At 43.5% G+C, this 12119-nt stretch carries 9 protein-coding genes; 2 read left to right on the top strand and 7 right to left on the bottom strand.

What is annotated here, in order from left to right:
• Positions 1-195: 195 nt before the first annotated feature.
• The 5 genes from F0229_RS08205 to F0229_RS08185 form a co-directional block, all read right to left on the bottom strand.
• Positions 196-1485, bottom strand: a complete 1290-nt coding sequence (locus F0229_RS08205; RefSeq protein ID WP_017059810.1) for a DEAD/DEAH box helicase — start codon at positions 1483-1485, stop codon at positions 196-198.
• A 201-nt stretch (positions 1486-1686) separates the two neighbouring features.
• Positions 1687-2427: a DUF1223 domain-containing protein gene (locus F0229_RS08200; RefSeq protein WP_171732608.1), complete on the bottom strand. Its 741-nt coding sequence runs from the start codon at positions 2425-2427 to the stop codon at positions 1687-1689.
• Positions 2428-2602: 175 nt separating this feature from the next.
• Entirely contained in the window at positions 2603-2791 is a 189-nt protein-coding gene (locus tag F0229_RS08195) for a hypothetical protein (protein ID WP_017059812.1), read from the bottom strand.
• Between the two features lie 313 nt (positions 2792-3104).
• Positions 3105-4106: a TerC/Alx family metal homeostasis membrane protein gene (locus tag F0229_RS08190; protein ID WP_171732607.1), complete on the bottom strand. Its 1002-nt coding sequence runs from the start codon at positions 4104-4106 to the stop codon at positions 3105-3107.
• A gap of 574 nt (positions 4107-4680) precedes the next feature.
• Positions 4681-6420, bottom strand: a complete 1740-nt coding sequence (locus F0229_RS08185) for a bifunctional UDP-sugar hydrolase/5'-nucleotidase (protein WP_171732606.1) — start codon at positions 6418-6420, stop codon at positions 4681-4683.
• Positions 6421-6658: 238 nt separating this feature from the next.
• Between F0229_RS08185 and F0229_RS08180 the strand changes: the two genes are divergently transcribed.
• The gene (locus F0229_RS08180; protein ID WP_171732605.1) at positions 6659-8410 is read left to right on the top strand and encodes an ATP-dependent endonuclease; all 1752 of its coding nucleotides are present in this window, start codon (positions 6659-6661) and stop codon (positions 8408-8410) included.
• Positions 8411-8581: 171 nt separating this feature from the next.
• On the opposite strand, the gene F0229_RS08175 is transcribed toward F0229_RS08180, so the two are convergent.
• Together F0229_RS08175 and F0229_RS08170 are read right to left on the bottom strand one after the other, a co-directional pair.
• The gene (locus F0229_RS08175; protein WP_017059817.1) at positions 8582-9076 is read right to left on the bottom strand and encodes a DUF1097 domain-containing protein; all 495 of its coding nucleotides are present in this window, start codon (positions 9074-9076) and stop codon (positions 8582-8584) included.
• Positions 9077-9280: 204 nt separating this feature from the next.
• Positions 9281-10186, bottom strand: a complete 906-nt coding sequence (locus F0229_RS08170; RefSeq protein ID WP_017064628.1) for a LysR substrate-binding domain-containing protein — start codon at positions 10184-10186, stop codon at positions 9281-9283.
• Positions 10187-10459: 273 nt separating this feature from the next.
• Between F0229_RS08170 and focA the strand changes: the two genes are divergently transcribed.
• Positions 10460-11911, top strand: a complete 1452-nt coding sequence (gene focA / locus F0229_RS08165) for a formate transporter FocA (protein ID WP_017064629.1) — start codon at positions 10460-10462, stop codon at positions 11909-11911.
• Positions 11912-12119: the final 208 nt, after the last annotated feature.

Here is a 12119-nt window from a genome sequence, read left to right as displayed (position 1 = left end):
AAATCGCTGAATCTCTTATGGAGGACGCTATCCTTCGAACGGATTATCGGGTTGTTTAACACCGCAACAGTCGTTTATTAACGACTCAAATCCCAGCCCTACAGACACAAAAAAGGCGCAATTAAGCACCTTTTGAATGTCTATTACTTATTGATTTATATGGCTTGCTGATTTATATGGCTTGCTGACTCAAGATCAGTTGTTGTTCAGCCACACATCTTGGTTTTTTGGAGCTTTCTTCTTCTTTTTCTTCTTGCCAGTACCGGCCGGTGGCGCAACAGGTTTTAGTGCTGCGATCAGTTCAGCTGTCGCTTCTTCATCCACTTCAAAGCCTTCAATTTGCTCACGCTCAAGACGAATCTTGTTCTTCTTCTCGATGATTTTGAAGTGGTGGTAATCTTCGTGATCGATCAGAGATAACGCAAGACCAACTTCACCTGCACGACCACTTCGGCCGATACGGTGCATGTAGTCTGACGGGCTACGCGGTAAGTCAAAGTTGATTACCACTGGAAGCTTCTCAATATCCAGACCACGTGCCGCGATGTCTGTCGCGATCAGAACGTCAATCTCGCCAGATTTGAAATCTTCTAGGATACGAGTACGTGAACCTTGCCCTTTATCGCCGTGGAATACTTCTGCGATGATACCGCGCTTGTAAAGCTTGTCTGCTAGGTGCTCACAGCTGTTCTTCGCATTAACGAAGATCAGAGCTTGGCGCCATTCATGTTGTTGAATTAGGTGTGCGAGTAACGCTGTCTTGCGACCTTTTTCTACTTCGAATACACGTTGAACCAGTGTGCTCGCATTGGCACTTTGAAGTTGAACTTCAATTGGATCGCTTAGAAGTTCGTGAGTCAGCGTTTTAACTTGCTCTGGGAAAGTTGCAGAGAACAACAAGGTTTGTTTTTTGCTCGGCAAGAGCTTCAAGATTGCATCAAGTTCTTCGGTAAAACCTAGGCTTAGCATTCGGTCAGCTTCATCAAGCACTAACGTTTTCACTTTGTCTAGCTTGATAGCGTTGCTTGAAATAAGGTCAAGCAGACGACCCGGTGTTGCCACCAAGATATCAGTGCCGCCACGTAGCGCCTGCATTTGAGTGTTTACCGATACACCACCAAACACACAAACCGTTTTAATCGCGCCATTGAAATGCACAGCGTAAGATTTAACGCTGTCAGCCACTTGCTTAGCAAGTTCACGAGTAGGAACCAAGATAAGGCCAGAAACAAAGTTACCTTTGCCTGAACGACGGTCCAGAGGGGCATCTTCATGAATCTTTTGTAACAGTGGAAGTGCAAATGCTGCGGTTTTACCTGAACCGGTATTTGCGCCTGCAATTAAATCGCGTCCTGCTAACACACTTGGAATAACTTGCGCTTGGATAGGCGTTGGCTGTTGGTATTCAAGCTCAGATAAACGAGCCATCAAAGGAGAGATTAAGCCAAGATCAGAGAAGTTGGTTGGTGTAGTGGTGTTAGTCATTAATTGCAGGAACTCAAAGCTAAAATAATAGCGCACTATATTAACGTATTTCAGCAGTATTACGTAACTAAATCGCCCTTTCGCTTCTATTTCACTGATTAATATCCGTCAGAAGCGAAGTTTTCGATGTGAGAACCTCGATACTCGCCGTACCAACTTCGTCTAAGAGTATTCCAGCTACACAATTGTCATGGGTTGCAGTTAGTTCAGCCAACCTGCTACCGTTTGTTCCGGTGCATACGAATTCGGCTCGGTTAACCAAACAGCGACTGCGTCTGGTGTAGCGACAAGTGGCTCAAAATTGATATTAAATTGCCATTCAGACTCACCACGCTGATAACCATCGTAAACCACAACAAAATCATGTTCGAGTTTCTTACCCCTGTTCTCGCCCGCCTTAACGCTGGTGACTTCGTTCATCGCCAGCAAAGCTATATGAGCAACATAATCCCCTTTGCCTTCGTAACTTACGCTGAACGTATCGCCTTTATAGTTGACCGTTAGCTTGGGGTTATTTTGTTGTTTGAGCGAAGGCAACGCTCTGTCTAACCAGTTAAAGTAACCGCGCCACTCTTTTCCATCGACAACAAAGCCGGGTGTGTAAACCCCACTTGTTACTCCATAAGCTTTGTACAAGCGTTGCTTCTGACTAAACGCCTTACTCGCGAACTTGTCGCCCCAACCTAAGTAATCCCAATAATCGACGTGATAGGCAAGCGGAATAACTTGTGTCCAAAGTTTTGGATGGTCTTCAAAAGTACTGAGGTACTGATCAGCAGGTGGACAACTTGAACAACCTTCAGAGGTGAAGAGCTCGATAACCTGTGCGGGCTGGCCTTCATTACTCCAGGTTTGTGCAAGCGACACTGAGGAATAGAAGCCGATCGGTAAGGCAAATAAACAAAGTTTAATCAATGATGAATTGCGTTTGGCGTGTGACATACCGAGATCCTTGTACAAAGCGAATTGAATGGCGCTCAAATACAGACCGTTATGCCTAGGTTTTTCTTTCAGGTGCTTAGTTTACGAAGAGATTGAGTTTATTTCAGATACAAAAACGCCAGCTTTAGAAGCTGGCGTTTTCTTAAAATTCTATATTTACATGTTAACGCTGAGATTAACGGTTAATACCGATATCGCGTTGCATGTGACCAGATAGGTCGCTTGCGTAGTAACTACGTGGAGAGTTGTCTACGAAAAGAATATCGAAAATGTGTGCAATCAATCCTTTGAAGTTAACCGAGTAGGTTTTCTTATCCATAGAGTTAGGAACAGCGATAGTATTCATTTGTACTGCTTGAGCCATGATTGCCTCTCTATAAATTTATTAATGTGTTTCGTTCTGATGACAAGAATAATAGGTGATCTTTTGCAGGTTAAAAAATGACTAAAATTAGATTTTGGGATTAGTTTTTCTAATAACACAAACCATTAACAATGCCACAAAATAGATATGCAGATTATGTGAGTACAAATTCAATATAGTGTTTAAATCATGCATTTAGTACAAATACCCCGCAAACAACAGTGGCCAATGTCACAGAAATTTTACATAAATAAATTTTCCACTTCATCAGCCACGTGTTCATTATCGACTTTTCGATAAGTTATATTTGTTTTTAATTTACTTGTTCAATGCCTGGCTTCTTCGCATAAACCGACGCTATAACCGCAATCGTCATCGTAGAAACCAATACCGCCAATGACCAGTAAGTTGGGATAGCCCACTCGCTATCAACCAGAAGCATTTTCACACCAATGAACACCATGATGAATGAAAGCGCGGGTTTCAAATAGATGAACTTGTCCATCATACCTTGCAGTACAAAATACAACGAGCGAAGACCAAGTAACGCAAACACGTTAGCCGCAAGTACCAAGAACGGTTCTTGTGTTACCGCAAAGATCGCAGGGATAGAGTCTAATGCAAACATCACGTCCATGACTGCGATCGCACCGATGACCAACATCATTGGAGTGAATGTCCATTTAGCACCCTGTTTAACCATTAATGCAGGGCCATGGAAGTCCTCTGTTACCGGCATCACTTTACGAAGTAGCTTTTCAGGCAGAGTATTCACACTCTCCTCTTCGCCCTTGTCTAATGCCAGCTTAATACCTGTACCAATCAAGAACGCAGCGAACACGTAAAGCACCCAGTGATATTCCGCCAATAGCTGTGCGCCTAGTGCGATCATAATTGCACGAAGCACCAATGCACCAATTACGCCCCAAAGAAGCGCACGAGGTCTTAGATGCTCAGGAACTTGGTATTGAGCAAAGATCATCGCAAAAACAAACAAGTTGTCTACGCTAAGGGATTTTTCTAACAAGTAACCCGTAATGAATGACACGGTTGCTTTTTGCGCTGTGTAGTCACTGTTCGGCGCATAAATGTCCCAAAATAGGTAAATCGAGCCAGCAAACAAAAACGCAAGTACAAACCAGAAAACACTCCAGATTGCCGCTTTCTTGATAGTAACGTTACCGCCACGAGTCTGATAGATATCAATAGAGACGAGAATAACCGTTAGCAGGAAAAAGCCCGCATAAGTCGTCATGATTGGCGATGAAAAAAAGGATTCACTATTTGTAGATAATAGAGATTGAGTTGAGTTCATTATTCCTCCGGGCGGAAGAACTGTACAAAGACCTTCCGCAAACAAAGCATATCAAGCTCCATTACGGATCTTGACTGTGATTGCGTTGGTCTCGTTGAAGTGAAATATGGGATTTCACTTTTACATACCGGATAGACTCTTGGCCTAACGAGATGACGATATGTAAACTTGCGCTAACTACTCCCCAAACGCGTGGATAATAATCCTCTGGTTGTGTTTCGTCTATATAAATTTGCACGGAAAAAGCAAAAAAGGAGCAAACGCTCCTTTCTGATTGATGCCACTTTGTCAAATAGACACGCGAATTGATTCTAAGAATAAATTCGCAAGTCAAACACACTATTGCACTGCGTAATGAAGTTGCAAAAAGAGCAATTTACAGCCCTGCGGCAGGTATTAAATACACTAACGCTGACCAAACTGATACCCAACCGACAACCGCTACCGCATCTAACCAATCTTTCTTATCCATGCATATCTCCACAAGAAGGCGACCTGCAGAGATAAAGCATAAACAATGCCAATTTTATAAATAACCCAAAGTAATAGTGTTAAATATCAGTATCAGCTTTAGTTATCTAAAACACTCCATGCAATTCAACGGTTCATTGAGGTGAAGCGACTCTGGGTGGTCTTGCAGAAACTCGATGAAGCAGTCTGCCATAGAGTCAGTGGTGACCGTGCCATCACCGATCATATCCAACACAGCGTTATAGCCCTCTTTGCCTTTCATTGTATAGGCTGACGACGCGCCCCGGTAAATACGGTTGCGAGAAACAGCTTGCCAACCTGAATCATCAGAGTGAATTTCTAGATGGTGAATCCTGTGTCCTATAGGCGCTTCTTTGTGGTAACAAAACCTCAAATTATGTGTATAAGGAAAGCTACCTGAACCTGTGCCCACGACACCATTATCAATCGCGTTATTGATTGCACCTTCAAGCATGCCAGCGATCGTTTCACCTTTTACTTCATACACACCAATAGGTACGGCAAACGGTAGTAGTTTTCCGGCAATATCGGCAACAGAGACATCGCCGCTGTTCAGTGAATTTCTTACACCACCGGCGTTGTGAATGGCAAAGTCAACCTGATGCCCTTTCTTGTTCATTAGATGGTGAAATGATTGAGCAACCAAGGGGGCTAGTTGACTCGGGCCTTTAGCATCTGGAATACGTACATGGCGAAGTTTAGTGTCTGCATGAGCAATCACTTGTTGCTGAAGCCTTCGAACTCGCGGCTGGTATTTATCCGTCAGAATGCTCTGCAGCTCAGGATCTTTCTTACACACTGCAATATTAGGGTGATTGTTTAAAAACTCACACGCCATATCGTGGGCATCGTCTTGCCCTACTTCACTCAGTTTCGCGTCTATAAAGAGTCGACGGCCTAATAACAGTTCGTTTTTACCATTGAAGTGCGTCACTTTGCCTTGAGAATCGAACTCGATTTCGCAGTGTCCTAAGCTCATGGCGTGGAAACCCGCTTGCACAACATAGGTATCGCCAATTTTCACACCGTATTCATCATCTTTAACTAAGCCGATATCAGAGAAATCACCTTGTAAGCGATGACTATGACCACCAACGATGACACCAATACCTGTTACGTTGGCTGCTAACTCTAAATCAGCTTCGTAACCAAGATGGCTAAGTAACACAATCTTGTTGATACCTGCTTGATGGATTTGCTCAATGGTCCCTTTTGCTGTTTCCAAAGCATTTTCAAACGGTGTATCGATATCTGGGTTAGCGATGCCTGCCATCTTGTCGATGCTTAAGCCGAATATTGCGACCTTCTCGCCATCAAACTCTTTCGTTATAAAAGAAGCACTTCGTGTTTCAGGCAGATAAGGCTTAACAATGTCGTTGTCCGCTAGCGTATGAGTTTTATTGATATCCTCATTCGATAGATTCCAGTTACCGGCCAACAGCGGGAATTTGATTCTTTTCGCGAAAATCGCAACAGGCTCATTACCCATGTCTAACTCGTGATTACCGAGCGTCATGGCATCTATATTAAGGGCATTCAACAAATCGGCATTGGCTTTTCCCTTGAATAAGGAAAAGTACAACGTGCCTTGGAAGCAGTCACCAGCGTGCAAGAACAAGGTTCCAACCTTCTGACGCTGGGCATCTTGTTCTATTTGTTTGAAGCGTGTTGAAATTCGAGCAAAGCCACCAGCACTGACATAAGGTTCAATGATGTGGTTGTTCATTTTAAGTGATAGCTGTAACGAGGTTGGTTCAAAGTATGAGTGGGTGTCGTTGATGTGTGCCAACACTATTTTTGTCGGCTTATTCTTTTTAGTCATATTTTCTTCTCTCTTTGTCCCTTCATACTAGGTCGAGAATCATGACAGAATCGTGAATTTTATGAAACTGCACTGCAAAAAAATACTCGAGATAGATCAAAAATCTCATTTTGCACCGTATTAATAAACAACGGGTTTTGTGACAGGTGAGCATACCGGATTTGGATTTTTCGATTATGATTAAAGATATCTGTTAGCTTTCAAATAATTAGCAGAGCCTTCCGTTAGGAGTAAGCCTATGCAACTAGAAAGAATCGAGATTTCTGGCTTTCGAGGTATCAAGCGCATGTCACTCGCGTTTGACGAGCTAACCACGCTTATTGGTGAAAATACTTGGGGTAAGTCTTCATTATTGGATGCCCTTTCCGTCATTCTGCCCTCAGACGGTGTGCCATATCACTTTGAAATGACCGATTTTCATGTCGATTACTCTGTTTCACACCCGCAGTCTCAACATCTTCAAATTGTTCTCGCTTTAAAAGCTAACGATAAGAGCGAACTTAACGCAGGTCGTTATCGCAAACTCAAACCTATTTGGGTTCAAGATGAATTTGGCGTATTTCGCATCTACTATCGCATCAGCGCGACGTTAGAACAGTATGAGACAACAACAGACTATGCATTTCTTGGTTTGGACGGTAATCCGCTCAAGCTTCATCATTCAGAAAAGCTTGCTCAAGAATTAATGACCTTACATCCCGTTATCCGTTTGCGTGATGCAAGGCACTTTGATCGTCCTTTCAACGGCAAGTCCCTTAACCACAATGCTCACCTGCCGACTAATGTTCACGCAACTAATGCAAATTCAAACGGGAACGGGAACCATCACACGAGCAATGGCACAACAAATGGAAACGGCGCCAATAACGGTAATGGTCGACAAGCAAGAATAGAAAAACGAATAGACAACACCTGCCGCCGTCTTATGGCGATACCCGGACATGTTAATAAAGGTGAAATGCGCAGTAGCCTAGAGTCGATGCAAAGTTTGATTGAGCACTATTTTTCTTTCAAAAGTACTTCTCGTCGTAACCCTAGAAAACAGCGAGACGGATTGCTTTATTCTGCGGGTACCAATGACCAGAGTATTCATCAACTCGTCGAAGAGACCAAGAACAAACAAACTCGCTTATTATTCATGGGGTTACTTAACGCTTATCTACAAGCTAAAGGGCCAAACGACTTAAGGCGATGTGCGCGCCCTCTGTTGATCCTTGAAGATCCAGAAGGTCGATTGCACCCAACACACTTGGCAAGGGCTTGGAGCTTGATGCAGAAATTGCCCATGCAGAAAATCCTGACCACCAACAGTGGCGACCTACTTGCGGCGGTCCCACTTCAATCGATTCGTCGCTTGGTTCGTCAGTCAGACAAAACCATCGCCAATCAACTCAACATGAACCATTTCAGTAAGGATGAACTTCGACGAATTGGTTTTCATATCCGCTTCCACCGCTCTGGGGCACTATTTGCTCGCTGTTGGCTATTAGTAGAAGGTGAAACCGAGGTTTGGTTGTTCAATGAACTTGCCAACCAATGTGGCTATAACCTAGCAGCAGAAGGTGTGCAGATTATTGAGTTCGCCCAATCAGGACTTAAGGCACTGATTAAGGTCGCGCAAGAGTTTGGCATCGATTGGCATGTGGTAACTGACGGCGATGCGGCGGGTAAAAAATACGCAGCAACGGTGCTATCGAAGCTTGGTAATGATCAGGAAAGACATCGACTCACGGAACTGCCAGATAAAGATATCGAGCATTACCTATATATGAATGGATTTGAGAGCTTTTTCCGTGACATGGTTAAGATTCCATACGATCACCCTATCCCTCCAAAGAAAGTGGTTGCCAAGGTATTGAAGAAACATGCAAAACCCGACCTTGCACTCGCCATTGTTTCTCATTGCGAGAATCAAGGACAAGAATGCATTCCGCTTTTATTAAGGTGGACATTAAAACGCGTGATCACCATGGCGAATGGAAATACCTAAACATAATTTGTTTTATAGATGCTATCAGTTGCTCTACTGATGAAATATTTAGCTAGTCGCCTCAACCAAAAAAGGCACACCAAACGGTGTGCCTGTATAAATCGATATACAAATTAATTGGGGGTTATCTTGCAAGAGTTCGCAGTGACTAACTAAGGTTAGGTTAACGAATTAAGCCTTTGCCTGTTTAGCGTGTTGTTCAACAACTTCCGAAGATTGAGTCGATTTCTCGTGAAGCCATAGCCCCGTTGCTTTCATCAAGTATCCAAATACACCACCAAGCAGTAAAGATGGCACTACAAGTTGCCAATCACCACCTGCAGCAAACGTCGCACAGCAACCAATGAAGGTGCCTGGGATATAACCTAACCACGCTTGTTTCGCTTGAATACACATAAAGAAAGCCACAATAGCAGTAATCATGTAGCCTAAAATCTCTAACCCTGCGAAGGTTGAGCTTTCGATAATCACCATTGCCCAGAATACGCCAGTCATGTTGGTCAATAAGCTACCTGCTAGTCCTTTAACGCCGCCTGTTGGCGAAGCAAAGTAACTGGTGCAACCTAAGAAACCTGCCCATGACAATAAGCCGAAAGAGATAGCAATCCATCCCCATAGACCTGACAAAATACCTGTTGTTAATGAAATCGCGACTAATGTACTCATACTATTTCTAAAGCCTAATTACGTAATTGAACGCAACCGGATTTAGCCTCACTTAAAATCAAGTAAGCATACTATGGGAAGATAGCCCTTATTTAGCCGATCACGATCACATTAATAATGTATGCAGATGTTTATTTATCACTAGATAGAGACCGAAATCGCTTATTCAACATATTTGGTTATCAGTATTTTATCAATTTATCGTTACAGAACCGATGGCTTGCCTTTCATCATGCGCTTACCTTCTCGCTTAATACACTCAGCAAGTGGGTTCTCAGACATATCTGCACGCCAAATAAAGGACAAGGTTCTTTCCATTTCAAGCTCAGGGACATTTAATGTGACCAGTTGACCAGACTCAACAAACTGTTCGACATCGAGATAAGGTAAACACGTTAAATATGGGCCGTTTGCAACCAAACTTCTTAAAACAGGAACGTGTTCATACTCTCGCCAAACATCAAGATCACCAATTAAATGGTGAATAGAGCTATCAAAAACTTTGCGAGTACCCGAACCATGTTCACGTAATACCCATTTTGCTTGTTCTAATTGCGCCAAGCTTACTCGTTCACGCTTCGCAAACGGGTGATGAGCCGATGCAACCACCGTTAAATGGTCCGTACACCACACTTCTTGGTGAACTCGGTTGTCATCACAACGACCTTCGATAACACCCAAGTCATATTGATAATCTAATACGCCATCAATAACCGCATCGGTACTTTGTACGCCGAGCGAGATTCGCATCTCAGGAAAGTCGTTATCAATAATACTGATGAGGTCAGGAACTAGGTGTTCCGCTGGTGTTTGGCTTGCACCGAGTTTGAGTTCGCCACTCAACAAATGCTGCTCGTAAAAACCCATCTCAATTTGCTGCGCATCTTGCAGTAAACGCTTCGCTTTTGGTCTTAACCACATGCCCCAATGAGTCAGGGCCATTTGCTTGCCCTGCCTTTCAAACAAAGGCCTGCCGAGCATTTTTTCCAACTGTGCAAGAGACATACTTGTCGCCGACTGAGTCAACGCCAATTTGTCTGCTGCCTGACTAACGCTCCCGGAGTCTGCTACTGCATCAAATACCGCGAGTTGCTTTAATGAATAACGCAAAATTCATCCTTAATGCTTTTAATTATTTGTGTCCTGATGCTCGTTTTTTATAAAGCCAATGAGCAATCAATTTCATTCTACGCGTAACCCAATCTATATCAATAAATTTGATGTGGTTTCTAAAAATTATCAATTTTACCTCTACCCATCAACGCCCTAATCTGGAATGGCAGGACACAACGAGCCCTGCAAAACATTACTGATTAACCATTACGGATTAACCAAGTCATTAACACTAGGAATTACACATGACGGATTGTTCAAGGGGGGGATATGGCAACCAGCACTTCTGAAAATCATCAACTGTTCTCACCAACAGAAATGATGGCGGAAGCAGAGAAGTTTGCATTAAGTAAAGCAAATAAAACCAGCAGCATGACATTGAGTTTGGCAATCATGGCTGGCGCATTCATCGGGCTTGCTTTTTTGTTCTACATCACGGTAACCACGGGCAGCGCTGATGCTGGATGGGGATTGAGTCGCTTAGCCGGCGGTCTTGCATTCAGTATGGGTTTGATCTTGATTGTGATTTGCGGTGGTGAGCTATTTACCAGCTCAGTGTTATCCAGCATCTCATGGGCTAACAAGCAAATCACCTTCACTAAGATGCTGTCTATCTGGGGCAAAGTGTATGTCGGCAACTTTATCGGTGCCATGTTCCTATTGGCTTTGGTAAGCGCAGCAGGCTTATATCAACTGGATGGCGGCCAATGGGGCTTAAACGCTCTAAACATTGCTCAACACAAGCTGCACCACAGCCCAGTTCAAGCGTTTGCTTTGGGTGTGCTTTGTAACTTGTTGGTATGTTTAGCGATTTGGTTAACGTTCAGCTCTGCTAACGCAATGACCAAAGCAATGATGACCGTGTTACCCGTTGCAATGTTCGTAAGCTCAGGCTTTGAACACTGTGTGGCGAATATGTTCATGGTTCCTCTAGGCATCACGATTCAAACATTCGCCCCGGAAAGCTTCTGGATGCAAATCGGTGCAACACCAGCGCAGTACGCAGACTTAAACGTCATGCAATTTGTCACAGCAAACTTAATACCAGTGACAATCGGCAACATCGTAGGTGGTTCAGTATTGGTCGGCTTAGCCAACTGGAGTATCTACCGTCGCCCACAACTTAAAGCAGCAAAAATTACCGCTATTACACAAACAACAGAAATTACGTCAGTTAAGGAAATTACTATGAATACAGCAACTACTATCAAGCAAATCATGAACACTCAACCAATTACATTGAGCGTTGAAATGCCAACATCAGTCGCGATTGATACACTTTTAGACGCGCAACTTGTTAGCGCTCCTGTTTGTGATGTTGAAGGCCGTCTAGTGGGTATCTTCTCTGTTCATGACGTAATGGTTGACCTTTGGTGCCAAGATTACATCCCAACTAAAGGCCAAAAAGTCGTAGACCTAATGAGCCGTGACGTTGTGGCAATCGATGCAAACGACAAGCTAGTAGACGTTGCTGAGTTCCTATGCATCGACAAAGAGCAACTGTACCCGACGACAAGCATGGGCTTCGCAACTCGCTTGACATCTCTTTCTCTAGAAGAGCGTGCAAAAGCGATGAAAGTAAGCCAACCACATATGCTTCCAGTGTTAGAAAATGGCGTGATGGTGGGTGTGTTGACTCGCATTGAAGTGATGCAAGCACTGCGTCCAATCTACGGTGACCGACTAAACGTGGTTCCTCAAGCTGAACTAGAAACAGCTTAACTAATCGTAAGTTGAACTATTAGGGATTAGTAGTTCAATTAGATAACTCAGTCATGGCAACGTTGACTGGCTAGAGGCAAATGGTGGCTTTTAACGTACTAAACGGTTTGACACAAAACAGACCTAAACGCGTTGCCATTTATCTCAATAAAAAAGGCGCAAAGTGAAAACTTTGCGCCTTTCTCTATTTCTAACTGCTGACCTATTT

The organism is Vibrio sp. AIC-3 (assembly GCF_013114515.1).
GTDB classification, from domain to species: Bacteria; Pseudomonadota; Gammaproteobacteria; order Enterobacterales; family Vibrionaceae; genus Vibrio; species Vibrio crassostreae_C.
Note: the sequence above shows the minus strand (reverse complement) of the source record. Positions and strands in the feature narration are given on the sequence as shown.

Excerpts from the sequence above, each read along its gene's own strand:
- F0229_RS08205 (WP_017059810.1), bottom strand. The coding sequence starts at position 1,485 with ATGACTAACACCACTACACCAACCAACTTCTCTGATCTTGGCTTAATC.
- F0229_RS08200 (WP_171732608.1), bottom strand. The coding sequence starts at position 2,427 with ATGTCACACGCCAAACGCAATTCATCATTGATTAAACTTTGTTTATTT.
- F0229_RS08195 (WP_017059812.1), bottom strand. The coding sequence starts at position 2,791 with ATGGCTCAAGCAGTACAAATGAATACTATCGCTGTTCCTAACTCTATG.
- F0229_RS08190 (WP_171732607.1), bottom strand. The coding sequence starts at position 4,106 with ATGAACTCAACTCAATCTCTATTATCTACAAATAGTGAATCCTTTTTT.
- F0229_RS08185 (WP_171732606.1), bottom strand. The coding sequence starts at position 6,420 with ATGACTAAAAAGAATAAGCCGACAAAAATAGTGTTGGCACACATCAAC.
- F0229_RS08180 (WP_171732605.1), top strand. The coding sequence starts at position 6,659 with ATGCAACTAGAAAGAATCGAGATTTCTGGCTTTCGAGGTATCAAGCGC.
- F0229_RS08175 (WP_017059817.1), bottom strand. The coding sequence starts at position 9,076 with ATGAGTACATTAGTCGCGATTTCATTAACAACAGGTATTTTGTCAGGT.
- focA (WP_017064629.1), top strand. The coding sequence starts at position 10,460 with ATGGCAACCAGCACTTCTGAAAATCATCAACTGTTCTCACCAACAGAA.